Annotated in this window: 22 protein-coding genes; 17 read left to right on the top strand and 5 right to left on the bottom strand. The window is 68.2% G+C overall.

Translation table 11 applies throughout. From position 1 onward, the window contains the following. Nucleotides 1–44: 44 nt before the first annotated feature. Both ACVK00_RS22685 and ACVK00_RS22680 read right to left on the bottom strand, forming a co-directional pair. Nucleotides 45–1,244: an acetate/propionate family kinase gene (locus ACVK00_RS22685; RefSeq protein WP_284894767.1), complete on the bottom strand. Its 1,200-nt coding sequence runs from the start codon at nucleotides 1,242–1,244 to the stop codon at nucleotides 45–47. A gap of 8 nt (nucleotides 1,245–1,252) precedes the next feature. After that, on the bottom strand, nucleotides 1,253–2,092 hold the full coding sequence (locus tag ACVK00_RS22680) for a universal stress protein (protein ID WP_284894768.1): 840 nt from the start codon (nucleotides 2,090–2,092) through the stop codon (nucleotides 1,253–1,255). Between the two features lie 190 nt (nucleotides 2,093–2,282). Between ACVK00_RS22680 and ACVK00_RS22675 the strand changes: the two genes are divergently transcribed. Genes ACVK00_RS22675 through ACVK00_RS22655 form a run of 5 tightly spaced genes read left to right on the top strand, consistent with a single transcriptional unit; the run spans nucleotide 2,283 to nucleotide 7,434 of the window. Then, nucleotides 2,283–2,822, top strand: coding sequence for a hypothetical protein (locus ACVK00_RS22675; protein ID WP_354123079.1), 540 nt, complete (start codon nucleotides 2,283–2,285; stop codon nucleotides 2,820–2,822). Continuing rightward, nucleotides 2,812–3,558 carry a beta-ketoacyl-ACP reductase gene (locus ACVK00_RS22670; protein WP_228909946.1) on the top strand — a complete coding sequence of 249 codons (747 nt, stop codon included), beginning with the start codon at nucleotides 2,812–2,814 and terminating at the stop codon, nucleotides 3,556–3,558. Before ACVK00_RS22675 ends, ACVK00_RS22670 begins: the two co-directional genes overlap by 11 nt. Beyond that, complete coding sequence (locus ACVK00_RS22665) at nucleotides 3,555–5,369, top strand: PHA/PHB synthase family protein (RefSeq protein ID WP_284894769.1); 1,815 nt, start codon at nucleotides 3,555–3,557, stop codon at nucleotides 5,367–5,369. Before ACVK00_RS22670 ends, ACVK00_RS22665 begins: the two co-directional genes overlap by 4 nt. Further along, on the top strand, nucleotides 5,366–6,397 hold the full coding sequence (locus ACVK00_RS22660) for a bifunctional enoyl-CoA hydratase/phosphate acetyltransferase (protein ID WP_354123078.1): 1,032 nt from the start codon (nucleotides 5,366–5,368) through the stop codon (nucleotides 6,395–6,397). Before ACVK00_RS22665 ends, ACVK00_RS22660 begins: the two co-directional genes overlap by 4 nt. After that, on the top strand, nucleotides 6,394–7,434 hold the full coding sequence (locus ACVK00_RS22655; RefSeq protein WP_228909949.1) for a zinc-dependent alcohol dehydrogenase family protein: 1,041 nt from the start codon (nucleotides 6,394–6,396) through the stop codon (nucleotides 7,432–7,434). Before ACVK00_RS22660 ends, ACVK00_RS22655 begins: the two co-directional genes overlap by 4 nt. Nucleotides 7,435–7,530: 96 nt before the next feature. Here the strand turns inward: ACVK00_RS22655 and ACVK00_RS22650 are convergent, their stop codons facing one another. Further along, complete coding sequence (locus tag ACVK00_RS22650) at nucleotides 7,531–7,716, bottom strand: DUF2964 family protein (RefSeq protein WP_284894771.1); 186 nt, start codon at nucleotides 7,714–7,716, stop codon at nucleotides 7,531–7,533. 358 nt (nucleotides 7,717–8,074) lie between these two features. On the opposite strand from ACVK00_RS22650, the gene ACVK00_RS22645 reads away from it, so the two are divergent. From ACVK00_RS22645 to ACVK00_RS22615, 7 genes are all read left to right on the top strand, one after another. Continuing rightward, the gene (locus tag ACVK00_RS22645; RefSeq protein ID WP_228909951.1) at nucleotides 8,075–8,695 is read left to right on the top strand and encodes a TetR/AcrR family transcriptional regulator; all 621 of its coding nucleotides are present in this window, start codon (nucleotides 8,075–8,077) and stop codon (nucleotides 8,693–8,695) included. A gap of 202 nt (nucleotides 8,696–8,897) precedes the next feature. Next, a complete protein-coding gene (locus ACVK00_RS22640; RefSeq protein WP_284894772.1) occupies nucleotides 8,898–9,956 on the top strand; it encodes an NADP-dependent oxidoreductase in 1,059 nt (352 codons plus the stop codon). A gap of 82 nt (nucleotides 9,957–10,038) precedes the next feature. After that, complete coding sequence (locus ACVK00_RS22635) at nucleotides 10,039–10,338, top strand: putative quinol monooxygenase (protein WP_284894773.1); 300 nt, start codon at nucleotides 10,039–10,041, stop codon at nucleotides 10,336–10,338. 131 nt (nucleotides 10,339–10,469) lie between these two features. After that, entirely contained in the window at nucleotides 10,470–10,925 is a 456-nt protein-coding gene (locus ACVK00_RS22630; RefSeq protein WP_228909953.1) for a (2Fe-2S)-binding protein, read from the top strand. Nucleotide 10,926: 1 nt separating this feature from the next. After that, nucleotides 10,927–13,146: a xanthine dehydrogenase family protein molybdopterin-binding subunit gene (locus ACVK00_RS22625; RefSeq protein WP_284894774.1), complete on the top strand. Its 2,220-nt coding sequence runs from the start codon at nucleotides 10,927–10,929 to the stop codon at nucleotides 13,144–13,146. A gap of 15 nt (nucleotides 13,147–13,161) precedes the next feature. After that, a complete protein-coding gene (locus ACVK00_RS22620) occupies nucleotides 13,162–14,481 on the top strand; it encodes a c-type cytochrome (RefSeq protein WP_284894775.1) in 1,320 nt (439 codons plus the stop codon). A gap of 161 nt (nucleotides 14,482–14,642) precedes the next feature. Then, nucleotides 14,643–16,088, top strand: a complete 1,446-nt coding sequence (locus ACVK00_RS22615; RefSeq protein WP_284894776.1) for an NAD-dependent succinate-semialdehyde dehydrogenase — start codon at nucleotides 14,643–14,645, stop codon at nucleotides 16,086–16,088. Nucleotides 16,089–16,262: 174 nt separating this feature from the next. Here ACVK00_RS22615 and tagH read toward each other — a convergent pair whose 3' ends face one another. Together tagH and ACVK00_RS22605 are read right to left on the bottom strand one after the other, a co-directional pair. Further along, nucleotides 16,263–17,690, bottom strand: a complete 1,428-nt coding sequence (tagH, locus tag ACVK00_RS22610) for a type VI secretion system-associated FHA domain protein TagH (RefSeq protein ID WP_284894777.1) — start codon at nucleotides 17,688–17,690, stop codon at nucleotides 16,263–16,265. A 47-nt stretch (nucleotides 17,691–17,737) separates the two neighbouring features. Next, nucleotides 17,738–18,124, bottom strand: a complete 387-nt coding sequence (locus tag ACVK00_RS22605) for a TssQ family T6SS-associated lipoprotein (RefSeq protein WP_284894778.1) — start codon at nucleotides 18,122–18,124, stop codon at nucleotides 17,738–17,740. Between the two features lie 629 nt (nucleotides 18,125–18,753). Here ACVK00_RS22605 and tssJ point away from each other — a divergent pair. The 5 genes from tssJ to tagF are packed head-to-tail and all read left to right on the top strand — an operon-like array spanning nucleotide 18,754 to nucleotide 26,294. After that, nucleotides 18,754–19,269 carry a type VI secretion system lipoprotein TssJ gene (gene tssJ / locus ACVK00_RS22600; protein ID WP_284894779.1) on the top strand — a complete coding sequence of 172 codons (516 nt, stop codon included), beginning with the start codon at nucleotides 18,754–18,756 and terminating at the stop codon, nucleotides 19,267–19,269. Then, entirely contained in the window at nucleotides 19,266–20,648 is a 1,383-nt protein-coding gene (tssK, locus tag ACVK00_RS22595) for a type VI secretion system baseplate subunit TssK (RefSeq protein WP_284894780.1), read from the top strand. Before tssJ ends, tssK begins: the two co-directional genes overlap by 4 nt. A gap of 15 nt (nucleotides 20,649–20,663) precedes the next feature. Further along, nucleotides 20,664–21,989, top strand: a complete 1,326-nt coding sequence (locus ACVK00_RS22590; RefSeq protein WP_284894781.1) for a DotU family type VI secretion system protein — start codon at nucleotides 20,664–20,666, stop codon at nucleotides 21,987–21,989. Nucleotide 21,990: 1 nt separating this feature from the next. Continuing rightward, a complete protein-coding gene (tssM, locus tag ACVK00_RS22585) occupies nucleotides 21,991–25,620 on the top strand; it encodes a type VI secretion system membrane subunit TssM (protein WP_284894782.1) in 3,630 nt (1,209 codons plus the stop codon). Beyond that, the gene (gene tagF / locus ACVK00_RS22580) at nucleotides 25,602–26,294 is read left to right on the top strand and encodes a type VI secretion system-associated protein TagF (RefSeq protein ID WP_284894783.1); all 693 of its coding nucleotides are present in this window, start codon (nucleotides 25,602–25,604) and stop codon (nucleotides 26,292–26,294) included. Before tssM ends, tagF begins: the two co-directional genes overlap by 19 nt. Nucleotides 26,295–26,340: the final 46 nt, after the last annotated feature.

Genomic DNA, 26,340 nt, shown 5'->3' with positions numbered 1-26,340 from the left:
TGGAATCATCATCGGCGCGCGTGTGGCGACCGCGCTGATCTGGATCAACCGTCGCGGTTGCCGCGCAGTACGCGCACCGCGGCGCGCGCCGCGATCCATGCTTCGTTGGTCGGCTCGACGACCACCGTGACCGTGCTCGACGCAGACGACACGACATGGGCATGCGCGGCATTCGCGCGTGCGTCGAGCTCGATGCCGAGCCAGCCGAGTGACGTGCAGATCCGCTCGCGCAACACCGCCGAGTGTTCGCCGATGCCGGCGGTGAAGACCAGCATGTCGAGGCCGCCGAGCAGCGCGGTCAGCGCACCTGTTTCACGCACGATGCGATGGACATAGAGTGCCAGTGCATCGCGGGCCAGCGTGTCGCCGGCCGCTTCGCACGCCAGCAGCACACGCGGATCGCCCGAGGCGCCCGACACGCCCTTGAGCCCCGACTCGTGATACAGCAGGTGCCCCAAGTCGTCGCCCGACAGCTTCCCGGCCTCGAGCAGGTGGAGGACGACACCCGGATCGAGCGTCCCGCAGCGGGTGCTCATCATCAAGCCGTCGAGCGCTGAGAAGCCCATGGTCGTCGCGACGCTGCGGCAGTCGCGCAGCGCGCACAGGCTGGCCCCGCTGCCGAGATGGGCAGCGATCACGCGACCGTGCGCGCGCGCGCCGAACGACTCGTCAAGCGCGACGGACAGGTATTCGTACGACAGTCCATGGAACCCGTAGCGACGCACGCCCTGGTCGAACCACGCATGCGGCAATGGCAGCAGTTGCTCGACACGTGGCAGCGTGCAATGAAACGCCGTGTCGAACACCGCGATTTGTGCGACGTCCGGAAACGCGTCGCGCAGCGCGTCGATCGCGTCCAGGCTGTGCGGCTGATGCAGGGGCGCGAGCGGCGTCAGCGTGCGAAGCGCGTCCAGCACGTCGTCGTCGACGACCACCGGATCCACGTACCGCGCGCCGCCGTGCACGACGCGATGCGCGATCGCGCCCAGCGTGACGTGCGGCAACTGCACGCGGATCCACGTCGCGATCCGCGCGAGCACGGCGCGGTACGGATCGCCCGCGACGAGCGGCAGCGAACCGTGCGGCTCCGCATCGAAGCGGATCGACGCGCCGTTGCCGGTTGTGACCGCTTCACCCTCGTGCAGCGGCTGCCGCGCGGGTTCGCCGTGCGGTGGATACGCAAAGACCGCGAACTTCACGCTCGACGAACCGGCATTGACGACGAGCAGCGCGAGCGTACGCATCGGACGGCTCAGTGCGACATCAGCACCGGCAGCGTCATCGACGCCAGCACCGTGCGCGTGGCGCCGCCCATCACCAGCTCGCGCCAGTGCGAGTGGCCGTAGGCGCCCATCACGAGCAGGTCGGAACCCGTTTCATAAGCGCGCGACAGCAACGTGTCGCCGACCGACGAGCCGTCACCGCTATCGATATCGAGCACGTTCACGTCGCGTGCATGACGCGCCAGCATCAGCGCGGCATCGGCGGCCGGAATACGCGTGGTCGCAGCTTCGGAAGCGCCGTCGACCACGGCGACGACAGTCGTGCGCTTCGCATGTTCGAGAAAGGGAATCGCGTCGTGCACGGCGCGGGTCGCTTCCCGGCCACCGTCCCACGCGACGATCACCCGTTCGCCAATCGACGGGAATTCTCCGGTGTACGGCCAGAACAGCACCGGACGCCCCGCCGACAACACGAGGTTTTCCGCAAACTGGTCGTCGATATAGGTCTCGGGGTCGTTGGGGTCGCTCTGGCCGGCAATCACGAGGTCGGCAAGACGTGCGGCGCGCGGCACGGCCAGGTTCGCGCGCTCGTCGGCATGTACCCAGGCTGCCGGCACTTTCGCGCGCGCCGTCTCGGCATGGAACAGCCGCTCCAGCGCGGCGCGCCGTTCGTCGCGCTGTTCGCGATGTTCGCGGAAGTAATCGGCGGACCCGGCCATCACGTAGAACGAATGCGGTTCCGGCGTGTAGACCGCGAACAGGCCGGTCAGATGCGCGCCGAAGCGCCGGGCGAGGCGCAATGCGAACTCGAGGCGCGAATGCGCGCGGGTGCTTGTATCGAGGTGCACGACCATGCTCTTGTAGCTCATCGGAATCGCTCCATCGACGGGTGATCCGCCAGTGCAATCCAGTCTACGAAGCAGGGTTTTCGCGGGCTTGACTCAGATCAACGGCACACGTGCGCCGTGGCCGCACAGTGAAGCGGTCGCGATGCCGATCCCGGGCAGGCGGCATGCGGCGTGATGCCGACCCATTGATTGGATCGAAAGAGAGGAGCCGATGAGCACGTACGCTTTGACGACACCGAACGACGTTTGCCGCGCGGGCTGCGATCTCGCGCTGCGGATGGTCGAGCTGAACAGCGACTGGCAACACGAATGGCATGCGCTGGCAGGGCGGCGCATCGAGCGGGACCGCTCGGCGGTGCACCAGCTGCAGCAGACGCTGGCGGGCACGAACGAGTGGACGGCCTTCGGCGAGGCAACCCGGCAGGTGATGCGCGACTATGCGATCGCGAGCGTCGCGATCTGGCAGGATGCCACCGAGCTGTGCATGCGAGCGCAATACGAGAGCGCGGGCGTATGGCGTACCTGGTTGCGCGAACACGGCGCGGGTGCGCTGTCGCGTTTTCAGACCGACTGGCTGCCCGATCTGGGACGACTGGCGATGGTGAACGAGGCCAGCATGCCGTGGGCAGACTGGATGACGTCATTGGAGCACGGGATCGAGGACGCGGCCGGCGCGAGTGACGGGGAGCGGGTTGGCCCCCGGCGCCTGAACGGCATGACCGGCGCACAGGAGAACGACCATGTGCGCTGAGCGGGTCGCATTCGTCACGGGCGGCATGGGTGGCCTCGGTGCCGCGATCAGCCGTCGCCTGCACGAGGCCGGCATGACGGTGGCGGTGTCGCACACGGAAGGCAACGACCACGTCGCGACGTGGCTCACGCACGAACGCGAAGCGGGGCGGACCTTCCACGCGTTCGCGGTCGACATCGCCGACTACGATTCGTGCCAACACTGCGCGGCACGCGTGCTGGCCGAATTCGGGCACGTCGACGTGCTGGTCAACAACGCCGGCGTCACGCACGACGCCACCTTCGTGAAGATGACCAAGAGCATGTGGGATGCGGTGCTGCGTACCAACCTGGACGGCATCTTCAACATGACGAAACCGTTCGTGCCGGGCATGATCGAAGCCGGTTTCGGGCGAATCGTGAATATCGGCTCGGTGAACGGTTCGCGCGGCGCATACGGACAGGCGAACTACGCGGCCGCGAAGGCCGGCATCCATGGCTTCACGAAGGCGCTGGCGCTCGAGCTCGCGCGCCACGGCGTGACGGTCAACACGGTCGCACCCGGTTACCTGGCGACCGCGATGCTCGAGTCGGTGCCGAAAGAGGTGCTCGACACGAAGATCCTGCCGCAGATTCCGATCGGCCGCCTTGGCGATCCCGACGAAATCGCGGCGCTCGTCGCCTTCCTGTGTTCCGACGCGGGGGCGTTCGCGACCGGCGCGGAATTCGACGTCAATGGCGGGATGCACATGCGATGAAAGCGTCCGTCATCCGCACGCCGTTCGGGCACGAATCGATGCGACCATCCGGCCCGGACGAACCCGCGTCGAGCGCGAACGAATGCGTGCCGGTCCGTACGACGCCTGCCGAACAGTGGAACCGCGCCGCGCATGCGAACGTGGCCGCGATGACCTTCGGGCTGTCGCCCGTGTCGCTCGGGCTGGCCATGCTCGACTGGAGCGCGCATCTGGCGGTGGCGCCCGGGAAATGCTTCGAGCTCGCGACGCAGGCGTGGCTGTCAGCCCTTGCACCGTCGTCGAAGCAAGGCAATGCGGACGATCCAGGGACGACCGGCCTGGCCGTGCACGCGGGCCACGCCGATCCGCGCTTCGCCGCGCCCGCGTGGGCCGGATGGCCGTTTCACGTGTACCGTGACAGCTTCCTGTCGATCCAGCGCTGGTGGCGCGACGCGACGCACGGCGTGCCGGGCGTCGAGCGGCACCATGAGGAGCTGGTCGGATTCGCTGCGCGACAGTGGCTCGACGCGTGCTCGCCAGGCAATTTCCTGGCGACCAATCCGGTCGTGCTCGACGCGACGATGTGCAGCGGCGGGGCGAATCTCGCGGCAGGCGTCCTGAACTGGCTGGAGGATGCGAAGGCGTCGCTCGAGCGTGCCGGCGGCACGCATGCCCATGACGCGCGGACGTATCTGCCGGGGCGCGACGTGGCCATCACGCCGGGCCGCGTCGTCTGGCGCAACGCGTTGTGCGAACTGTTGCAGTACGAGCCGACGACGGCGCGCGTCGCGCACGAGCCGATCCTGATCGTGCCGTCGTGGATCATGAAGTACTACATCCTCGATCTGCAGCCGCACAATTCGCTGATCCGTTTCCTGGTCGATTCGGGCTACACCGTGTTTGCCGTGTCATGGCGCAACCCCGGCGCGGAGGCGCGCGACTTCGGGCTCGACGACTATCTGCGCGACGGATGCATGGCGGCGCTCGATGCCGCCCGGTCGGTCTGCGGCGAAGCCGTTCATGCGGTCGGCTATTGTCTCGGCGGCACGCTGCTGGCGATCGTTGCGGCGGCGCTTGCGCGCGACGGGCGGCAGCACGAAGCACTGCGGTCCATCACGTTGCTGGCGGCGCAGACCGATTTCAGCGAACCGGGCGAACTCGGCCTGTTCATCGACGCGAGCGAATTGTCCGCGCTCGATGCGCTGATGTGGCGGCAGGGGTACCTGGACGGCGCGCAGATGTCCGCCGCATTCCAACTGCTGAATGCGCGAGACCTGATCTGGTCGCGGATGATGAGCGAATACCTGCTCGGCACGCGCACGAAGCCGAACGACCTGATGTCGTGGAATGCGGACACCACGCGCATGCCGTATCGCATGCATTCGGAATACCTGACGCGGCTCTTTCTCGACAACGATCTCGCGGTCGGCCGCTACTGCGTCGACGGGCGGCCGGTCGCGTTGTCGGACATCGATGTGCCGACGTTCGTGGTCGGCACCGAGCGCGATCACGTGTCGCCGTGGGGCTCCGTCTACAAGCTCCATCTGCTCACGCACCACGCGCTGACCTTCGTGCTGACGTCGGGCGGCCACAACGCGGGCATCGTGTCGGAACCCGGTCATCCGGGACGCCACTACCGCCGCGCGACCCGCAAGCCCGGCGCGCCGTACCGCAGCCGGCACGACTTCGTGCGGGAAACGACGGCGATCGACGGATCGTGGTGGACATGCTGGCGCGACTGGCTGCACGAGCGTTCGTCGGGCGACGTGCCGGCCCGCGCGCCGGCCGCCGGGCTCGGCGCGGCGCCCGGCACCTACGTGCTCGAAACATGAACGGGAATCCGTATGCCGATACACCGGACGGCGCGTGCCTGCCCGGCCTGTTACCGCGTGAGGACGGCGCACTGCCGTCGCTGATCGCGCGTGCATGCAACGTGCCGCCGCTCGTCGTTGCCGTCGTGCATCCCTGCGACGCGACCAGTCTCGCGGCGCTTGTCGCGCTCGCCGCTTCGCCGTTGGGGGCATCGATCGAGCCGCTGATCGTCGCGCCGCGCGCAAAGGTGCTGCGCGTCGCGGACGACGCGGGTGTCGATCTTTCGAAATGGACGATCGAAGACGTGCCGCACAGTCATGCGGCAGCCGCCCGCGCGGTGGAACTCGCGGCGGCCGGCCGCGCCGGCTCGCTGATGAAAGGCAGCCTGCATACGGACGAGCTGATGGGCGCGGTTGTCGCCGCGGGTTCGGGGCTGCGCACCGACAAGCGCATGTCGCACTGTTTCCTGATCGAGACGCCGGCGTATCCGAGGCCGTTCATCCTGACCGACGCGGCTGTGAACATCGCGCCGGATCTCGCGCAGAAGGCGGCCATCACGCAGAACGCCGTCGACGTCGCGCATGCGCTGGGCGTTGCCTGCCCGCGCGTGGCCGTGCTGTGCGCGGTCGAGACCGTCAATCCGGCGATGCGTTCGACGCTCGACGCGGCAGCGCTGGCGAAGATGGCCGAGCGCGGGCAGATCACGGGGGCGATCGTCGACGGCCCGCTCGCGTTCGACAACGCGATATCGCTGCGGGCCGCGCGCGACAAGGGGATCGATTCGCCGGTTGCCGGCCGCGCCGACATCCTGGTCGTGCCGGATATCGAAGCGGGCAACATGCTCGCGAAACAGCTCGAATACCTGGGCGGTGCCGCGAACGCGGGCATCGTCGTGGGCGCGCGCGTACCGATCGTGCTGACGAGCCGCGCCGACAGTGTGGCCGTCCGGGTCGCGTCCTGCGCCCTCGCGGCGCTGCTGGCGCAGCATAGGCATGCGCCGGTGTCGATGAACGAACAGGCCACCTTTTCGATGGAGGAACAGCGATGAAAGCACTCGTTTACCACGGGCCGGGGCGCAAGGCGCTCGAACAGCGACCCAAGCCGGAACTGCAGTCGCCCACCGACGCAATCGTGCGCGTGACGCGCACGACGATCTGCGGCACCGACCTGCACATCCTGAAAGGCGACGTGCCGACGTGCGAACCGGGCCGCATTCTCGGCCACGAAGGTGTCGGCATCGTCGAGCAGGTCGGCGCCGCGGTCGACTCGCTGAAGCCGGGCGATCACGTGCTGATTTCATGCATCTCGTCGTGCGGCCGGTGCGAGTATTGCCGGCGCGGGCTGTATTCGCATTGCACGACCGGCGGCTGGATTCTCGGCCACCGGATCGACGGCACGCAGGCCGAGTACGTGCGCATCCCGCATGCGTCGACCAGCCTGTACCGGATTCCGCCAGGTGTGGACGAGGACGCACTCGTGATGCTGTCCGACATCCTGCCGACCGGATTCGAATGCGGCGTGCTGAACGGCAAGGTGCAGCCGGGTTGCTCGGTCGCGATCGTCGGCGCGGGCCCGATCGGGCTGGCGGCATTGCTGACCGCGCAGTTCTACTCACCCGCGCGGATCATCATGATCGATCCGGACAGCAACCGGCTGGAGGTCGCACGGCAGTTCGGCGCGACCGACTGCTTCGATGGCCGCGGCGACGACCCGGTGGCGGAGGTGATGAAGCTGACCGACGGCGTCGGCGTGGATTGCGCGATCGAAGCGGTCGGCATTCCGGCGACGTTCGAGATGTGTACGTCGCTCGTGGCGCCGGGCGGCGTGGTCGCGAACGTCGGCGTACATGGCGTCAAGGCGGACCTGCACCTCGAGAAGCTGTGGGATCGCAACATCGCGATCACGACGCGGCTCGTCGACACCGTCAGCACGCCGATGCTGCTGAAGACCGTGCGTGCGGGGCGGCTCGATCCGAAGCGCCTGATCACGCACCGGTTTTCGCTGGACGACGTCGAGCGTGCGTACGACACGTTCGGGCGCGCCGCGCAAACCCATGCGTTGAAGGTGATCATCGAAGTCGGCTGATTGGCGGGCGGCGCAGGAAAGCCCATGACTGAAGCCGGCGGGCGGGTGCTTTCGCATCACGCGCGGCCGCCATTGGCGCCTGACGCGACAGCGTCGCTATCGCGCCCTCGGCGCCGGATTCAGCTGCGCGACGAACGCGACGATGCCTGAAACCAGCGTGACGATTGCGTACGGGACGATACGCTCGTCGACCAGCATCGCGTGTACGACACCCAGCAGCGACGCGAGTGCGATGAACACGCAGGCCGTCGCAAGCGCGCTTCGGTATGGCGTTCGGATCATGACGTTCTCCCGGGAAGGCGGCCGCCGGTGACCCGGCTTGCCGCAGGCGAAGAGGCCGCTGCTTGCGCAGGACGTGGCGTCATGATCGCCTGCCGGGCTCCTGCCCGCTTGATCTGTATCAACGGACAAATCCTGATCGCGCCCCCGATGCGCCGTGCGCCGGGTCGCCGCCGCCGGCGGCAGTCTGCGCACGGGGAAGCCGGCCGCCCGGAAGCACATTCCGAAGCCCGAGTGACACGGGCGCCACGGTGCGGCGACAACGCACCCGCGACGCGGTGCGATTCGGGTAAAGTGCCGCTGAACTTGCCGGCTCGACGTTACTAGACGACCGGTCTAATCGTTGCTAAGATACGCCATCATGAATGCATCTTCAGGCGCGGAAGTCCGCCACCACATCCTGAATATCGCGAAGCCGATCATGCTCCACAAGGGGTTCTCGGCGGTCGGTCTGAACGAGATACTCGCCGCGGCGGGCATCCCGAAGGGCTCGTTTTACCATTACTTCGGCTCGAAGGAAGCATTCGGCGAGGCGCTGCTCGAGTCGTATTTCGAAGGCTATCTCGCGCATCTCGACAACCTGCTCAAGCATCAGGCCGGCACGGGCGCGCAGCGCCTGATGACGTACTGGGGCAACTGGCTGCACACGCAGTGCGCGGACGATCCGGAAGGCAAGTGCCTCGCGGTGAAGCTGGGCGCGGAGGTGTCCGACTTGTCGGAGGCGATGCGCGCGGTCCTGCGGCGCGGCACCGCCCAGATCATCGAGCGGCTCGCGGGCGGTATCGAGGCCGGGCTGGCAGACGGTTCGCTGAGCGGCGTCGACGATCCCGCCCATGCGGCCGCGATCCTGTACGAGCTGTGGCTTGGCGCCACGTTGCTGGAGAAGATTCACCGCAACCGCCAGCCGCTCGAGCGCGCGATGCTCGAAACACGGCGGATGCTGAACCTGCCGCCCGTCGAGCCAGACGGAGCGCAGTCATAACCCGGGCGCGCATAGGCGCGCCTTGTTTTTACGTGAGCACTAGACGACTGGTCTACTCGCACCGAAGTCCGATTGCTTTACCCGCGAGGCTGCGGCTGCGCCGGCTGATGCGCCGGCACGGCCGCGGCCTCGCGCATCACGGTTGTCGAACGTTGATCCGATCGTGCCCGTGGCACGTCCAATCCTGTTGACGGAGGTTCCCATGCCGCAAAACAAGACAGCAAACCGCAGAATCGTCCTGAACGCGCGCCCGGTCGGCGCACCCACCCCGAACGACTTTCGAACCGAGACCGCCGACGTGCCGGTGCCCGGCGCCGGACAGGTGCTGTTGCGCACGGTCTGGCTGTCGCTCGATCCGTACATGCGCGGCCGGATGAGCGACGCGCCGTCGTATGCGCCGCCGGTCGAACTCGGCGACGTGATGGTCGGCGGCACGGTCAGCCGCGTCGTCGCATCGAACCTGCCCGCGTATCGCGAAGGCGACCTGGTCGTCGCGGGCGGTGGCTGGCAGGACTACGCGTTGTCCGACGGCAGCGATCTCATTGCGCTCGGCCGCGACTTCGCGCATCCGTCGTATGCACTCGGCGTGCTCGGCATGCCAGGGTTCACCGCGTATACCGGATTGCTGAAGATCGGCGAGCCGAAGGCCGGGGAAACCGTGGTCGTCGCCGCCGCGAGCGGGGCGGTCGGATCGGTGGTCGGCCAGATCGCGAAGCTGAAGGGCTGCCGCGTGGTCGGCATCGCGGGCGGCGCCGACAAGGTCGCGTACGTGAAGGACACGCTCGGCTTCGACGCCTGCATCGATCATCGCGATCCACAGTTCGCGGCCAAGCTGAAGGAAGCCTGCCCGAACGGTATCGACGTCTATTTCGAGAACGTCGGCGGCGCCGTGTTCGACGCGGTGTGGCCGCTGCTCAACGATCACGCGCGCGTGCCGGTGTGCGGCATCATCGCGCATTACAACGACGCGGCGTACGACGACACCGCGGTGTCGAGCGGCCGTGACCGCGTGCCGGCGCTGATGGGGACCATCCTGCGCAAGCGCATCCGGATGCAGGGTTTCATCATTCTCGATCATTATGCGACGGGCTATGCGCCGTTCCTGAAGGAGATGAGCGAGTGGGTCGCGCAGGGCAAGGTGAAGACGCTCGAGGACGTGATCCCCGATCTCGCCGATGCGCCGAATGCGCTGATCGGCTTGCTCGCCGGCAAGAACTTCGGCAAGGTCGTCGTGCGCGTCGGCCCGGACGAACTGGCCTGAGGCGACGCGTCCATCTGCACGCTGGCGTCACGCGACGCCGGCTTATGGCATGCTCGATTCCGTTTCCCAAGGAGTGAAAAACATGGCGCTTTATGTGATGGCATCGGTATTTCCGACACCCGAACACGCGCAGGCCGTCGAGGCCGAATTGCGCAGCATGGTCACGGCGACCCGGGCCGAACCCGGCAATCGCCGCTACGACCTGTTCCGCGAACAGGACGGCTCGCCGACGCTGCACCTGTTCGAGATCTACGACGACCAGGCCGCCTTCGACGCCCACCTCGCGAGCCCGCATTTCACCGCGTTTCGCATCAAGTCGGCCGAATGGTTCTCGGCGCCGCCCGTCATCAAGGTGCTGTCGGGCATCGACGCGGCTGAATAACCCGCGCCGAACCACCGCCGCGGCTCGCCCCACCCGGGCCGCGCGGCAGCCGCCGTGCACTGCGCGGCGGCGATGAACAACCCGGCGCGCCGGCCGCGCCGCTTCCCCAATACACCGGCCCCGGAGGCTGAATGGTCACCCTCAATATCAACGGCGAGAGCCGCACGGTCGACGCCCCCGACGACATGCCCCTGCTATGGGTCCTGCGCGACGTCGTCGGCCTGACCGGCACGAAATTCGGCTGCGGGATCGCGCAATGCGGCGCGTGCACCGTGCATCTCGACGGCGTCGCCGCGCGCTCGTGCGTGCTGCCGGTCGCGGCCGTCGCGGGCCGCAAGATCACGACGATCGAAGCCGTCGGCGCGACGCCGGCCGGCCAGAAGGTTCAGGATGCGTGGCGCGAGCTCGACGTCGTCCAGTGCGGCTACTGCCAGTCCGGGCAGGTGATGGCGGCCACGGCGCTGATCGCCGCCAACCCGAGCCCGAGCGATGCCGACATCGACGCGGCGATGGCCGGCAACATCTGTCGCTGCGGCACCTACAACCGGATTCGCGCGGCCGTGAAGCACGCCGCGAAGGGGAGCTGACATGTCGAGAGGACTGATCGAAGCAGGTCGGGCCGGCGCGGGCGTGTCGCGCCGTTCGTTTCTCAAGGTGGGCATGTCGCTCGGCGCGGCGGCGGGCGGCGGCCTGCTGCTCGGCTTCAGCCTGCCGGCGGCCGGCGATGACGCGCGGCGCTCGGTGATCGGCGGCGATGCGGACGAAAACGCGCGTGCCGGCGTATTCGCGCCGAACGCGTTCGTGCAGATCGACCGCGGCGGCAAGGTCACGCTGGTGATGCCGAAAGTGGAAATGGGCCAGGGCGTCTACACGGCGCTGCCGATGCTGATCGCCGAGGAACTCGAGGTGCCGCTGTCGAACGTCACGCTCGATCATGCGCCGCCGAACGAGAAGCTGTTCCTCGATCCGCTGCTCGGCGGCCAGCTGACGGGCGGCTCGACGTCGGTGCGCTACGCGTGGGAACCGCTGCGCCGCGCCGGCGCGACCGCACGCACGCTGCTGGTTGCCGCGGCTGCCAAACAATGGAACGTCGATCCGGCCAGCTGCCGGGCGGAAAACGGCGAAGTGCAGCACCCGCCGAGCGGCCGGCGCGCATCGTACGGCCAGCTCGCCGATGCCGCGTCGAAGCTGCCGGTGCCGAAGGACGTCGCGTTGAAGCAGCCGGCCGATTTCAAGCTGATCGGCAAGCCGGTGAAGCGGCTCGATTCGCCGGAGAAGGTCGACGGCACCGCCCAGTTCGGGCTCGACGTACGCCTGCCCGGCATGCTGTACGCGGTGATCGTGAACAGCCCGGTGTTCGGCGGCACGGTTGCGAGCGTCGACGAGACGGCCGCGCGGAAGATTCCCGGCGTGCGTCAGGTGGTGCGCGTCGACAACGCGGTCGCGGTGGTCGGCGATCACACGTGGGCCGCGAAGCGCGGCGCGTCGGCGCTGGTCGTCAAATGGAACGAAGGCGCGGACGCGAAGGTGTCGATGAAGGACATCGTCGCCGATCTCGCGCAGGCCGCGGCGAACGGCAAGGGCGCCGTCGCGCGCAAGGAAGGCGACGTCGGCCGCGCGTTCGCGAACGCGAAGACGCGCGTCGATGCCGTCTATGAGCAACCGTTCCTCGCGCACGCCACGATGGAACCCGTGAACTGCACGGTGCAGGTGCGCGCCGACGGCTGCGAGATCTGGGTCGGCACGCAGGTGCCGACGCGGGCGCGTGATACGGTGCAGCAACTCACGGGGCTCGCACCCGAGAAGATCGTCGTGCACAACCATTTGCTCGGCGGCGGCTTTGGCCGTCGGCTCGAGACGGACATGATCGGACAGGCCGTGAAGGTCGCCAAGCAGGTCAACGCGCCCGTGAAGGTCGTGTGGACGCGCGAGGAAGACATCCAGCACGACATGTACCGGCCGTACTACTACGACCGGATCTCGGCCGGCCTCGATGCGAACGGCAAGCCGGTCGCATGGCAGCACCGGATCGTCGGCTCGTCGATCATCGCGCGTTTCGCGCCGCCTGCGTTCAAGGACGGCGTCGACCCCGACGCGGTCGAGGTTTCGGCCGAATTGCCGTACGACCTGCCGAACCAGCTCGTCGACTACGTGCGCCAGGAGCCGCGCCACATCCCGACCGCGTTCTGGCGCGGCGTCGGCCCGACGCGCGGCACGTTCGTCGTCGAGAGCTTCATCGACGAACTGGCGGCGCAAACCAAGACTGACCCCGTCCAGTATCGCCGCGCGCTGCTCGACAAGACGCCGCGTGCGCGCAACGTGCTCGACGTCGCGACGAAGGCGGCCGGATGGGGCGCGTCGCTGCCGAAGGGGCAAGGGCGCGGCGTATCGGTGATGCACGCGTTCGGCAGCTTCTTCTCGATCGTCATCGACGTCGCGGTGGAGGAGGGCGAAGTGCAGGTCAAGCGCGTCGTGTGCGCGGTCGACTGCGGGATGGCGGTCAATCCGAGCACGATCGAGGCGCAGGTGCAGGGCGGCATCATCTTCGGGATCACGGGCGCGCTGTATGGCGAGATCACGATCGAGGACGGCCGCGTCGTGCAGAGCAACTTCACCGACTACCGGATGATGCGCATCAACGAGACGCCGCCGATCGAGGTTCATCTCGTGAAGAGCGGCGAGGCGCCGGGCGGAATCGGCGAACCGGGCACCGCTGCCACCGCGGCGGCCCTGTCGAACGCGATCTTCGCGGCGACCGGCAAGCGGCTGCGCAAGCTGCCGGTCGGCAGCCAGCTGAAGACGGCTTGAGAGGAGGGACGAACCATGCGAAACCTCATCCTGAACCGCTCGAATCGCGTCGCTCATACGTTCGGCGCATCGTTGATCGCGCTGTCCGCGCTGATGGCCGGCACCGCGGCGCATGCCGCGCAAACGGCGCCGGCCGACAGCGCGCTGGTCGCACGCGGCGCGTATCTCGCGAAGGCGGGCGACTGCGTGGCGTGCCACACCGCGCCGCGCGGCGCGCCGTTCGCCGGCGGCCTGAAGATGGTCACGCCGATGGGCGCGATCTACACGACCAACATCACGCCCGACCCGGACACGGGCATCGGCGGCTATACGGAAGCCGAGTTCGCGGGCGCGCTGCGCTCGGGTGTCGCGAAGGACGGCCATCACCTGTATCCGGCGATGCCTTATCCGTCGTATGCGAAGCTGCGCGACGACGACGTGAAGGCGCTGTACACGTACTTCATGCACGGCGTCGAGCCGGTGAAGCAGGCGAACCGTGCGTCCGAGATTCCGTGGCCGCTCGGCATGCGCTGGCCGCTGGCACTGTGGAACGCGGTGTTCCTCGACACGAAGCCGTACGCCGACAAGCCGGCCAAGGACGCGACGTGGAACCGCGGCGCGTATCTCGTGCAGGGGCTCGGGCACTGCGGGTCGTGCCATACGCCGCGCGGCGTCGGCTTCCAGGAGAAGGCGCTGGATGAAGGCGGCGCGGCGTTCCTGTCGGGCGCGCCAATCGACAACTGGTTCGCGTCGAACCTGACCGGCGAGCACAATACGGGGCTCGGCCGCTGGAGCGATGCAGAAGTCGCGCAGTTCCTGAAGACCGGCGCGAACCAGCATGCGACCGCGTTCGGCTCGATGGTCAGCGTGATCAACCACAGCACGCAGGAACTGACCGACGACGATCTGACGGCGATGTCCCGTTACCTGAAGTCGCTGCCGGCGGCAGGCGGCACGGGCGCGCCGCCTTACCGTTATGATCCGAAGGCGACGCAGGTCTCGCTTGGCCGGCCGGCGAACGATCCGGGCGCGAAGGTGTATAACGCTTACTGCCTGCATTGCCATGGCGTGGACGGCCGCGGCTACGCGCCGCTGCTCGCGCCGCTCGCCGGCAACCCGAACGTGCTCGAGGCCGATGCATCGTCGCTGATCAACGTGACGCTGAACGGCAGCGAGTCGCTCGTGATCGGCGGCGTGCCGTCCGCGTATCCGATGCCGGCGTTCTCGAACCAGTTGAACGACCGGCAGATCGCCGACGTGCTGACGTTCATGCGCGCCGGCTGGAACAACGGCGCGCCGGCCGTGCAGCCGGCGGACGTCGCGAAACTCCGCAAGGCGACGGCGGCCACGCGCTGAGCGCGGCCGACCGTGGCGGATGACGACGGGCATGCGTGCCGCGTGCTCGCCGTCGAACGTTGCCGGGTGCATCGCGCCCGGCAACGCAGCTCTTTCTGTCAACCGGCGCGCGGCCATTCGCGGCAGCGCGCGTTTTATCGACGCAAAGTAGGGGTGTCTGGATGGCTAACGTGACTTATACGGATACGCAACTGCTGATCGACGGCGAGTGGGTCGACGCCGCGGGCGGCAAGACGATCGACGTCGTGAACCCGGCGACGGGCAAGGCGATCGGCAAGGTGGCCCACGCGGGCATCGCCGATCTCGATCGCGCGCTGGCTGCGGCGCAGCGCGGTTTCGAAGCATGGCGCAAGGTGCCCGCGCACGAGCGCGCGGCGACGATGCGCAAGGCCGCGGCGCTGGTGCGCGAGCGCGCCGACGCGATCGCTCAACTGATGACGCAGGAGCAGGGCAAGCCGCTGACGGAAGCGCGTGTCGAAGTGCTGTCGGCAGCCGACATCATCGAATGGTTCGCGGACGAAGGCCGCCGCGTGTACGGCCGGATCGTGCCGCCGCGCAATCTCGGCGCGCAGCAAATGGTCGTGAAGGAGCCCGTTGGCCCGGTCGCGGCGTTCACGCCGTGGAATTTCCCGGTCAACCAGGTCGTGCGCAAGCTGAGCGCCGCGCTCGCGACCGGCTGCTCGTTCCTCGTGAAGGCGCCGGAAGAAACCCCGGCATCGCCGGCCGCGCTGCTGCGCGCGTTCGTCGATGCGGGCGTGCCGGCCGGCGTGATCGGCCTCGTGTATGGCGATCCGGCGGAAATCTCGTCGTACCTGATCGCGCACCCGGTCATCCGCAAGGTGACGTTCACGGGCTCGACGCCCGTCGGCAAGCAGCTCGCCGCGCTCGCAGGCCAGCACATGAAGCGCGCGACGATGGAATTGGGCGGCCACGCGCCGGTGATCGTCGCCGAGGATGCGGACGTCGCGCTGGCGGTGAAGGCCGCCGGTGGCGCGAAGTTCCGCAACGCGGGCCAGGTGTGCATTTCGCCGACGCGTTTTCTCGTGCACAACAGCATCCGCGACGAATTCACGCGCGCGCTGGTCCAGCACGCCGAAGGGCTGAAGATCGGCAACGGCCTCGAGGAAGGAACGACGCTCGGCGCGCTGGCGAACCCGCGCCGGCTGACCGCGATGGCGTCGGTCGTCGAGAACGCGCGCAAGGTCGGCGCGAGCATCGAGACCGGCGGCGAACGGATCGGCTCGGAAGGCAACTTCTTCGCGCCGACCGTGATCGCGAACGTGCCGCTCGAAGCGGACGTGTTCAACAACGAGCCGTTCGGTCCGGTCGCGGCGATCCGCGGCTTCGACAAGCTCGAGGACGCGATCGCCGAAGCGAACCGTCTGCCGTTCGGGCTGGCCGGCTATGCGTTCACGCGCTCGTTCGCGAACGTGCACCTGCTGACGCAGCGCCTCGAAGTCGGGATGCTGTGGATCAACCAGCCCGCGACGCCGTGGCCGGAAATGCCGTTCGGCGGCGTGAAGGATTCGGGCTACGGGTCGGAAGGCGGACCGGAAGCGCTGGAGCCGTATCTCGTCACGAAGTCGGTGACGGTGATGGCGGTCTGACGACCGTTCGAGCGCGTGCGTGCCGCTGGTTGTGCGGCGCGCATGCTGAGGTGCCGGAGGCCGGGCGTTTTGCTCGGCCTTGTCGTTTCTGATCCTTTCTGCTTCGTTCGCGGTCGGTTTTGCCCGGCAATGGCGGTCGGTCCCGTCGAGCACGGGACATACGGCGCCCGCCGCTCAATGCCGGCTGCTGCCGCGATAGCTTTCCACTTCCGCGTCGTATGCCGCCAGAAACGCCTTGCCGAACACCGACGCGAAATCGTCTTCGATCGCGAACACCGTGTCGCGATGGGTCGCCGCGTAGCGATCCCACATCCTCGCCTTGTACAGCGCCGGCACGCGCTTCTCGTACCAGCGCATCGCATCGTCACGTTCGCGCAGCCGTTGCGGCGAAAAACGCGTCAACAGGTCCATCAGCGCGGCGCGCATGCCGGCGACCATGCCGATCTGGTGCGCGTGCAGATCCTGGAACGCGTCGCTGACCGCGCTCTGCGGCGACATAAAGCCCGGCAGCGGCAGCCCGAACATCTGGCGCAGCACGGCGCCGCCGTCCGGCAGCAGCTTCAGCGGATTGTTCTCGCGATCGAGCAGCATCGTCATGTGCGCTTTCACCTCCCGCTTCAGGATGCTGCGCGACGACAGCAGCTCGACCGTGCCGTGCGCGAACAGCGCCAGCAACTGTCCCGCGATGTAAAGCTGCTCGGCCGACCACTGATGCGATTCGGCGGCCGTATCGAGTCCTGCCCCCTCGAAGAACGCGTTCAGCAATTCATCGGGCGTCGGCACGCGGTTCGCCCGCGTCGCAGGCTCGTCCGCCGGCCGTGGCTCGGTGTGCGTTGCCGCCGGTTGCACGCGCACGTGCTGCGTCCACTCGGGCGCGTGGTCGGCCTGCGTCTCGAACGACGCGCCGCGATCCGCATGGCCGCGTTCGGCCGGTGATGCCGAACCCGGCCGACCGATATCGGGCGACGACTGCGCGAACAGGTCGAGCGGATCGATCGACAGCTGATTCAGGTCGCGCTGCGACGGCACCGATGGCGCGGCCGGCGCGGTGCGGCTTGCCGGCTGCGCAGCGTCCCTGCGCGCCGTGCCGGACCGGTTGCCGGCGTCCGCCGCCTTGCCGCGCGGGGCGAGGCGATCCTGCAGCAGGCTCCATAAGCGGTTGCCGGCGCCTTTCGTCTCGCCGGTTGCACGCGCAGTAGGCTCCGGCGCACGTCGCGGGTCGGCGCTCGCGTTGGCAGCGGAGCGCATGTCGACGACCGGCGCGTCATGTCCGTCGTCATGTCCGTCGTCACGTTCGGCGCGCAGCACGTACGGCCCGATGCGGATGATGTCGCCGCTATTGAGCGGCCGCTCCTGTGCATAGCCGACCGGCTCGCGATTCACCTCGATGGTCGACACGCTGCTCAGGTTCTTCAGCAGGCACGCGTCGTCACCCACCTGCAGCAGGGCCTGCAGCCGGGAAATCTGCCGGCTGTCGTCGCGCAGCACGAGATGATTGTCGGTGGCCCGGCCAATGGTGCCGCCGGGCGGGTGGAACACGACAGCGTCGTAGGAGTCGCTTTCGACCGGCTCGCCGGCATGTTCGATCACGATCAGTTGCATGTCATACGTCGCTCGGTGGTGAAGCGCTCGCGGGGAAACCGGTTCGGTCAGGATGACGCCGCATGTCTGCGGCGCGCGGATTCGAACGCGGGCCCCCAGATCGGATGCCCCTTCTCGGCGGGGGACAAGTCGAAGCGCGGGTTGAGGTCGAGACTCTTCGAGAACTCGGCGCGGCACTGCGCGATGCGGTTCGTCACGCAATAGCTGAACGCAAGCAGCTTGTGCGCGGCGACCTGCGTGTCGGTGTCGGCGCCGTCGATCTCCTTCGCCCGGCTCAGGATCGCGATCGTCCGCCCGTAGTCGCCCGCGCCATAGGCCGCACGCGCGCTGTCGACCGCGGCGCGCGCCGCAGACTGCGTGGGGGACGTGCTGCACGCGCCGATTCCCAGCAACAAGGCGCCGAGAAAAATCACGATCGATGAACGGCCTTTCATTTTGGAATGAAATACTTGCGTAATTGGAAGGTGTCGCACAAGCGCTGTTGGATTCTAGTGCCAATCATGCCGGCCGATACCGCCGTTACGTTTTGTTTCAATTGGAAAATTGCGTTCGAGTTACCACTCAAATCCATTCCCGGTTTTTGACTTGTTAATCCATAAAATCGATTCTATAGTTCGCTATGCTTTTTGGATTCGTCAGTTGTTTGCCCGACACCCGTCAATGGCCGGAAAAACGGGCCGTCCGTTCGGGCAATGCAAACAGCCTGGCACAACCCACAGGGCGGGACCGCCCACCGCCGACGGCCGGCAGGCTTGGGTTCAGCGTCCATCAGCAAGTGTCCATGCAATAGAACCGGGCCGCCGCGGCGAACCGGTCGGATTAACACGTCTTCTCGAAATGACCGAAATCAATTCAATTCATCGTCATCTCCCCAACTTCGATCCAGGCTCGTAATTGGCGATTTGACCCGGCTTCTTGCCAGAATAAATTGCCGCATGAAATTTAAATTGAAGGATATGCAAGCCACATAATTACCGGTCAATTAATTGTCCCTTTTTAATCCGGAGCTCCGATTTCGCTTATGTAAATCGGCGGGGGAATTATTGCGCTGCGAGGGTGAAATATGCGTCGGCGGTCCAGCGGGTTCATCGTATTGGGATGTGCATTGCTGTTGCCCGGATGCGGCGCCACCGAGCGTGCCGCCGCGGTGCCGTATGCGATCACGGTCGACGTGGCGCCCGACGTCAACCCCGATCTCAATCGCAAGCCGTCGCCGATCGTGTTGAAGGTGTTCCAACTGCGCGCGGCGTCTGCGTTCGATGGCGCCGACTTTTTCTCGCTCCAGGACAAGCCCGAGAACATTCTCGGCGCAGACCTGCTCGGCACCGACCGCGTGATCCTGCGGCCGGGCGAGTCGCGCACGCTGCACTACCTCGGCAATGTCGAGGCCGGTGCGATCGGCGTGATCGCCGAATACCGCATGCTCGACAGGAACCGCTGGCGCCTGACGGTGCCGCTGCCGCGCGCCAGGCAGCTCAACGTATACAAGTTCTGGCAGACGTCGCCCGGCGAGCTGAAGCTGTCGATCACGGTCAGGAACGGCGGTCTCGCATTGAATGAGACGCGGGGGCGCCCATGACGGAACCGACGATGTCCGCGACGCCGGTCGCCGCATTGCGCCAGCGGGTGGTGTGGACCGAAGGGATGTTCCTGCGGCCGCAGCATTTCCAGCAACTCGAACGGCACTGGGAACGCTATGTCGCGCTGCGCTGCCTGCCGCTGCAGGGGTTCTACTGGGGTTTCGATACCCTCGAGATCGACCGTGAGCAGCTGGCGCTCGGCAAGGTCGCGCTACGTGCGGCGGCGGGCGTGATGCGCGACGGTACGCCGTTCGACCTGTCGCATCCGGACGATCTGCCCGAACCGCTCGACGTACCGGCCGATGCGAAGGACCGGCTCGTCGTGCTCGCGTTGCCGCTGTGGCGCGGCGGCGGCGAGGAGGTGTCGTTCGGCGTGGACGCGGGCGGCAGCGGCAACGCGGACGTCGCCCGCTACGTCGTGCGCGAATACGAAGTGGCCGATGCGAACGCGGTCGCGCTCGGCCCCGCGCTGCTGCAAACGGGGCGCCTGAACGTCCGGCTGATGCTCGACACCGAGCTGACCGGCGACTGGCACGCGCTCGGCGTCGTGCGGATCGTCGAGCGGCGCACCGACGCGCGGCTGCTCGTCGACGACGGCTACATTCCGCCGCGCCTGGTCGCGCAGCGCGACTCGGCATTGCTCGCGTACACGCGCGAATTGCACGGACTGCTCACGCAGCGCAGCGACGCGCTGGCCGAGCGCCTGTCGGAACCGGGGCGCGGCGGCGTATCGGAGGTCGCGGATTTCCTGCTGCTGCAGCTCGTGAACCGCTATCTGGCGCTGACCTGGCACGCGCAGCAGGACGTCGCGACGCATCCGGAGGCGCTGTTCCGCGACTGGCTGAAACTCGCGTGCGACCTCAGCACGTTCACGGCGGCCGGCCGGCGCCCGCAATCGCTCGCGGTCTACGTGCACGACGACCTGCGCACGAGCTTCGCCGAACTGATGACGGAGCTGCGCCGGTCGTTGTCGACGGTGCTGGAGCAAAACGCGATCCAGATCGAGCTGCGCGACGCGGGCAACGGCATCCGGGTCGCGACGCTCGCCGATCCCGCGCTGCGCGACACGGCCGGTTTCGTGCTCGCGGTGCGCGCCGACATACCGGCCGACAGCCTGCGCGCCCGTTTTCCCGCGCAGGCGAAGCTCGGGCCCGTCGAGCGGATCCGCGATCTCGTGCAGTTGCAGCTGCCGGGCATCACGATGCGCCAGTTGCCGGTCGCGCCGCGGCAGATCCCGTATCACGCGGGACATACGTACTTCGAGATCGACAAGGGCAGCGACCTGTGGAAGCAGCTGGCGCGCTCCGGCGGTCTGGCATTTCATTTCGCAGGCGAATTCCCCGGGCTCTCGATGGAGTTCTGGGCGATACGCGGGTGAGGGCGGAACAGCGCGATGAATTCTTCCTCCGATTCGATCTCCGCCGGCGCAGGCGGATTCGTGCCGCCGAATCCGGGCGGCATGCATCCGGCCGCGGCGTCCGCTGCGGCCGGCCCGACGGCCACGCAACCGCGCCCCGGCCGCTGGGCCGCGAGCGGCACGAACCCGCTTGTCGCGGCCGCGAATCCGCTGCTCAATCTCGTGCCGCAGATCCGTTCGACCGTCCATCATCCGAATCCGGCGTGGCTGCGCGAGCATCTCGTCGTCGAGATCCGCCAGTTCGAGGCGCGCGCGCAGGAAGCCGGTGTGCCGTCGGAGGCGATCATCGGCGCGCGCTACTGCCTGTGCACGGCGCTCGACGAAGCGGCCGCGCTGACGCCGTGGGGCGGCAGCGTGTGGTCGTCGCACAGCCTGCTCGTGTCGTTCCACAACGAAACCTGGGGTGGCGAGAAGTTCTTCCACCTGCTCGAACGACTGTCGCAGCAACCGCGTCAGCACCTCGATCTGCTGGAGCTGCTGTATTTCTGTCTCGCGCTCGGTTTCGAGGGCCGCTATCGCGTGCTCGACAACGGCCATGCGGAGCTCGACGCGCTGCGCTGGCAACTGGCCCACACGATCCGTTCGGTGCGCGGCGAATTCGATCCCGCGCTGTCACCGCACTGGCGCGACGTCGTCACGCGCGACGTGTCGCGCCGCTTCGCCGTGCCGCTGTGGGTCTGCGTGGCGCTCGCGCTGCTGGTCGGCTTCGGCGTGTTCGTCGGGCTGCGCCTCGCGCTGGCCGGGCATTCGGACCGGCTGTTCGCGTCGATCGACGCGCTGCACGTGCCGAGGCTGCAGCCCGCGCAGGCGCCGCCGCGCCCGGCGCCGGCGCCGCGGGTCGCAAAGTTCCTGGCCCCCGAGATCGCGGCCGGCCTCGTGTCGGTGCGCGACGACGCCGATCGCAGCGTGATCGTGCTACGCGGCGATGGGTTGTTCAAGTCAGGTTCGACGTCGGTGATCGACCGTTACGCGCCGGTGCTGGCGCGGGTCGCGGATGCGCTGAACCAGGTTCCCGGCAACGTGCGCGTGACCGGCTATACCGACGACACGCCGGTGCACACGGCACGTTTCGCGTCGAACTGGGACCTGTCGCGCGAACGTGCCGAGGCCGTGCGCGGCATGATCGCCGGGCGCCTCGATCATCCGGAGCGGCTCGCGGCCGAAGGGCGCGGCACGCTCGACCCGGTCGCGCCGAACGATACGCCCGAGAACCGCGCGCTGAATCGGCGCGTCGAGATCACGCTGCTGCCGGCGCCCGGCAGCGCCGCCGTCGGCGCGAGCGCGACGAAGGGGGCCAACTGACATGAACCAGGCTGTCGCGCGTTTCGTCCGGCCGTTGCCGTCGCGGGAGATCTGGACCTTTGCCGGTCTGGTCGTGCTCGCGTGCTTCGTGTGGCTTGCCGGGCCGCTGTTCGCGTTCGCCGAGGTCCGGCCGCTCGAGAGTGGCGGGGCGCGCGCGGTGACGATCGTGGTGCTGTTCGTCGCGTGGGGCGCACGCGTGGCTTGGCGCAGCTGGCACGCAAGCCGCCTTAACGCGCAGTTGCTGAACCAGCTGCGCGAAGCCGCGCCCGGGCCGGCCACCGCCGGCGATCCGGCCAAGGCCCAACTCGACGAGCTACGCAGCCGCTTCGACGAGGCCGCGACGCTGCTGAAGAAAGTCCGCTTCGGCCAGGCGGACACCGCGCGCAAGGGGCTGGCGCGCTGGTTCGACCGGATGTCGCGCCAGTATCTGTACCAGCTGCCGTGGTACGTGTTCATCGGCGCACCGGGCTCGGGCAAGACGACCGCGCTGGTCAATTCCGGGCTCAGTTTTCCGCTCGCCGAGCAGTTCGGCCGCGCGGCGATTCGCGGCGTGGGCGGCACCCGGCACTGCGACTGGTGGTTCACGAACGACGCCGTGCTGATCGACACGGCCGGCCGCTATACGACGCACGAGGGCAACCGCGCACTCGACGAAGCCGAGTGGAAGGGCTTCGTCGAGCTGCTGAAGAAGTACCGCACGCGCCAGCCGCTGAACGGCGCGATGCTGACGATCAGCGTCGCCGACCTGGTCGGTGCGTCGGAGGCCGAGCGCACGCGGCACGCGATGGTGCTGCGCAAGCGGTTGCTCGAGCTGCGCGCCCAGCTCGGCATCCGGTTTCCCGTCTACCTGCTCGTGACGAAGGCCGACCTGCTGGCCGGCTTCGCCGAGTATTTCGGCACCTTCGGCCGCGCGGAATGCGCGCAGGTGTGGGGCTTCACGTTTCCGCTCGCGCAGAGCGAGGCGCCGGGCTTCGACCTGCGCGCCGCATTCGACCGCGAATACCGGCTGCTGCACCAGCGGCTGAACGACGGGCTGCCCGAGCTGCTCGCGACGCAGACGGATGCGCGTCAGCGAGAGATGGCGTACCTGCTGCCGCAGCAGGTCGCCGACCTGCAGGACATGCTCGGCCAGTTCGTCGCCGAGGTGTTTTCCGTGTCGAGCTTCGAGCCGATGCCGATGCTGCGCGGCGTGTACCTGACGAGCGGCACACAGGAGGGCACCGCGTTCGACCGCGTGATGAGCGGCATCAAGCGCTTCCTGAAGATCGACGGCGTGCCGCCCGTTGCCCAGGTCGGCTCGACCGGTCGCAGCTTCTTTTTGAAGTCGCTGCTGCAGGAGCACATCTTCCGCGAAGCCGCGCTCGCCGGCAGCGACCTGCGCTGGCATCAGAAGCGCCGTGTGCTGCAGATCGCCGGCTACGCGCTGCTCGCGATCGTGAGCGTGGTCGTGCTGGCCGCGTGGCTGCGCAGCTACTCGAACAATCGCGCGTATCTCGATCGGATCGCGCAGCGCGTGCCCGCCGTCGATGCGCAGATCGTCGGTGCGAAGTTCTCGGATGCGGCCGACATCGCGCGGCTGCTGCCGGTGCTCGATGCGCTCGGCGGGCTCGCGAATGCCGGCGGCGTCGACCGGTCGCATCCGCCGCTCGCGTACCGCTGGGGGCTCTTTCAGGGCGAGAAAATCGACGAGGCCGTCGACGCCGTGTACCGTCGCGCACTCGACGACGTGCTGCTGCCGATCGCCGCGCGCCGGATGGAGGCCGCGCTGAGCGATGCACGGCCCGACGAAACCGACTACGCGTATGCGGCGCTGAAGGCCTATCTGATGCTGTACGACAGCGCGCACTATGATCCCGCGTTCGTGCAGGCCGTCGTCGACCTGGAAATGGAGCGCGCGTTGCCGCCCGATTTCTCGCCGGCCGAACGCTCGGCGCTGCGCGCGCATCTCGCGGCGTTGTTCGGCAACCGGGTGGCCGTGTCGCCGTATCCGATGAACGAGCGGCTCGTGGCCGACGTGCGCGACCGGCTGCGCCAGGTGCCGTTCTCGCAGCGGCTGTACCGCCAGCTCACGCGCACGCTGCGGCCGGCGACTTCCGCGTTCGATTTCAGCGTCGCGCGCGCGGTCGGGCCCGACGCATCGCTGGTGTTCCGCCGCCAGAGCGGCAAGCCGCTGTCGGAAGGCGTGCCGGGCCTGTATACGCGCAACGGCTATCGCAACGTGTTCTCGCCGCGCGTTGCCGGCGAGGTCGACGCGTACGGGCGCGAGGAGGTGTGGGTGCTGAACCTCGGGCTGTCCGAGATTCCCGGACCGAACGATGCCGCCGCATGGGCGCGCGACATCCGCCAGCTGTACCTGAACGACTACCTGAAGATCTGGGACGACCATCTCGCCGACATCAAGCTGCAGCGCACCGCGACGCTCGCGCAGAGCATCCAGGTCGCGCGTGCGCTGTCGTCGGCGGATTCGCCGCTCACCCGGCTGATGATCGCGCTGGCGCGTGACACGGCGCTCGGCGATACGCCGGGCGGCGCGCGCAATCTCGCGTCGCGCGCACAGGACAAGGTCGACGAGGCGCGCAGCTCGCTGTCGCAGATCTTCGCGGGGCAGGGCGCAAGCGACGCGAATCCGTCCGCGGCGACGCCCGCGAGCCCAGAGCAGGTGGTCGACAGTCATTTCGCGGGGTTGCGTGCGTTCGCGCCGGGCAGCGGCGACCAGGCGCAGGCATTCGATGCGGTACTGAAGTCGATCGACGCGCTTTATACGTACCTGACGGCCACCGACGATGCGCTGAGGAGCGGCGCGCAGCCGCCGCCGTCCGACGCACCCGCGCGGCTGCGCGCGCAGGCCGGCCGGCTGCCGACGCCGTTTCGCGAGGTGCTCGACGATCTGTCGAACGTCGCGAACGGCAGCGTCGCGACCGTCGAGCAGCGCAGCGTCACGACGCGGGCCGGCGCGAACGTCGGCGATTTCTGCCGGCAGGCGATCGCGGGCCGCTATCCGTTCGCGCGCGGATCGTCGCGCGACGTCGCGCCGGCGGACTTCGCGCAGATGTTCGCGCCGGGCGGCCTGATGGACGATTTCTTCCAGAAGAACCTGCAGTCGATCGTCGATACGACGTCGCACCCGTGGCGTTTCGCGAACCGCAACGCGGACGCCGATCCGGCGGCGGCCGCGATGCTTTCGTCGTTCGAGAAGGCCGCGGTGATCCGCGACGTCTATTTCGGCGGCGGCGCGCGCACCGCGCAACTGAAGGTGCAGGTCCAGCCGCTCGAAATGGATCCGTCGATCACGGAGATGGTGCTCGACGTCGACGGTCAGATCGTCCGCTATGCGCACGGCCCGCTCGTGCAGAGCGCGGTGGACTGGCCGGGCCCGCGCGGCAGCAGTCAGGTGCGGCTGCAGGTGTCGGGGCAGGCCGGCGCGACCGACGGCTTCACGACCGGCGGCCCGTGGGCACTGCACCGGCTGTTCGACCGCGCGGCCGTGTCGGCTGGACGCGGCTCGGACCAGATGGTCGCGCGCTTCACCGTCGACGGCAAACCGCTCGTGCTGCAAGTGAACGCGGGCAGCGTCCGCAACCCGTTCAGGCTGCCCCAGATGGAGTCCTTTACATGCCCTCCGAAGCAATGAGTCGCATCCCGCCGCTCACGCGCGCCGATGGCGACGCACCGGCCTGGTACGGAAAGATTCCCGGCGCCGGCGACTTCGTGAACAGCCGGCTGCCGCATGCGCTCGCGCTGTGGTGGGAACGCTGGCTTCAGCAGGGGATGGCCGCGATGCGCCAGCGCGGCCCGGAGGAGTTCGCGCGCCACTACACGGTCGCGCCGGTCTGGAATTTCCTGGTGCCGGCGGGCGCCGGCGCGTCGTGCGTGCAGGCAGGCTGTCTCGCGCCGAGCTGCGATCGCGTCGGGCGTTACTACCCGGTGATCGTCACGCTGCCGATGCCGGCGGCCGATGACTGGAACGGGCTGCCGGACGCGGCCGACGCGTTCTACTGGCAGATCGGCCATGCACTGCTCGACGCGATCCGGCATGCCCGCGCGCCGGACGATCTCGAGCGGACGCTCGACCGCGTGCGGCTCGCGCCGGGCGGCGAGCTGCCTGCCGAAGGCGTCGACGGGATCCCGGCGACGCTGCCGGACCGGCCGGCGCTGGCGGCATGGCCCGGGCTGTCCGGCTATTTCGATCCGCACGGCGGGACGAGCTTCTGGTGGACCAACCGTGCCGACGGCTCGCCGCTGCGCACGCATGCGCATACGGGCGCACCCGACAACGCGCTGTTCCTGACGCTGTTCGGCGGCTAGCGAGCGACGGCCGGCGGCGGGCAACGCAGGCAACACGGATGCGGTA

The sequence above is a fragment of the Burkholderia sp. PvR073 genome, assembly GCF_054055695.1.
The sequence above is the reverse complement of the archived record's forward strand: the minus strand, read 5'-3'. Positions and strand labels throughout refer to the sequence as shown.

What these genes read in the sequence shown, in the direction of transcription:
- ACVK00_RS22685 (WP_284894767.1), bottom strand. Translation starts at nt 1,244, where the DNA reads ATGCGTACGCTCGCGCTGCTCGTCGTCAATGCCGGTTCGTCGAGCGTG.
- ACVK00_RS22680 (WP_284894768.1), bottom strand. Translation starts at nt 2,092, where the DNA reads ATGAGCTACAAGAGCATGGTCGTGCACCTCGATACAAGCACCCGCGCG.
- ACVK00_RS22675 (WP_354123079.1), top strand. Translation starts at nt 2,283, where the DNA reads ATGAGCACGTACGCTTTGACGACACCGAACGACGTTTGCCGCGCGGGC.
- ACVK00_RS22670 (WP_228909946.1), top strand. Translation starts at nt 2,812, where the DNA reads ATGTGCGCTGAGCGGGTCGCATTCGTCACGGGCGGCATGGGTGGCCTC.
- ACVK00_RS22665 (WP_284894769.1), top strand. Translation starts at nt 3,555, where the DNA reads ATGAAAGCGTCCGTCATCCGCACGCCGTTCGGGCACGAATCGATGCGA.
- ACVK00_RS22660 (WP_354123078.1), top strand. Translation starts at nt 5,366, where the DNA reads ATGAACGGGAATCCGTATGCCGATACACCGGACGGCGCGTGCCTGCCC.
- ACVK00_RS22655 (WP_228909949.1), top strand. Translation starts at nt 6,394, where the DNA reads ATGAAAGCACTCGTTTACCACGGGCCGGGGCGCAAGGCGCTCGAACAG.
- ACVK00_RS22650 (WP_284894771.1), bottom strand. Translation starts at nt 7,716, where the DNA reads ATGATCCGAACGCCATACCGAAGCGCGCTTGCGACGGCCTGCGTGTTC.
- ACVK00_RS22645 (WP_228909951.1), top strand. Translation starts at nt 8,075, where the DNA reads ATGAATGCATCTTCAGGCGCGGAAGTCCGCCACCACATCCTGAATATC.
- ACVK00_RS22640 (WP_284894772.1), top strand. Translation starts at nt 8,898, where the DNA reads ATGCCGCAAAACAAGACAGCAAACCGCAGAATCGTCCTGAACGCGCGC.
- ACVK00_RS22635 (WP_284894773.1), top strand. Translation starts at nt 10,039, where the DNA reads ATGGCGCTTTATGTGATGGCATCGGTATTTCCGACACCCGAACACGCG.
- ACVK00_RS22630 (WP_228909953.1), top strand. Translation starts at nt 10,470, where the DNA reads ATGGTCACCCTCAATATCAACGGCGAGAGCCGCACGGTCGACGCCCCC.
- ACVK00_RS22625 (WP_284894774.1), top strand. Translation starts at nt 10,927, where the DNA reads ATGTCGAGAGGACTGATCGAAGCAGGTCGGGCCGGCGCGGGCGTGTCG.
- ACVK00_RS22620 (WP_284894775.1), top strand. Translation starts at nt 13,162, where the DNA reads ATGCGAAACCTCATCCTGAACCGCTCGAATCGCGTCGCTCATACGTTC.
- ACVK00_RS22615 (WP_284894776.1), top strand. Translation starts at nt 14,643, where the DNA reads ATGGCTAACGTGACTTATACGGATACGCAACTGCTGATCGACGGCGAG.
- tagH (WP_284894777.1), bottom strand. Translation starts at nt 17,690, where the DNA reads ATGCAACTGATCGTGATCGAACATGCCGGCGAGCCGGTCGAAAGCGAC.
- ACVK00_RS22605 (WP_284894778.1), bottom strand. Translation starts at nt 18,124, where the DNA reads ATGAAAGGCCGTTCATCGATCGTGATTTTTCTCGGCGCCTTGTTGCTG.
- tssJ (WP_284894779.1), top strand. Translation starts at nt 18,754, where the DNA reads ATGCGTCGGCGGTCCAGCGGGTTCATCGTATTGGGATGTGCATTGCTG.
- tssK (WP_284894780.1), top strand. Translation starts at nt 19,266, where the DNA reads ATGACGGAACCGACGATGTCCGCGACGCCGGTCGCCGCATTGCGCCAG.
- ACVK00_RS22590 (WP_284894781.1), top strand. Translation starts at nt 20,664, where the DNA reads ATGAATTCTTCCTCCGATTCGATCTCCGCCGGCGCAGGCGGATTCGTG.
- tssM (WP_284894782.1), top strand. Translation starts at nt 21,991, where the DNA reads ATGAACCAGGCTGTCGCGCGTTTCGTCCGGCCGTTGCCGTCGCGGGAG.
- tagF (WP_284894783.1), top strand. Translation starts at nt 25,602, where the DNA reads ATGCCCTCCGAAGCAATGAGTCGCATCCCGCCGCTCACGCGCGCCGAT.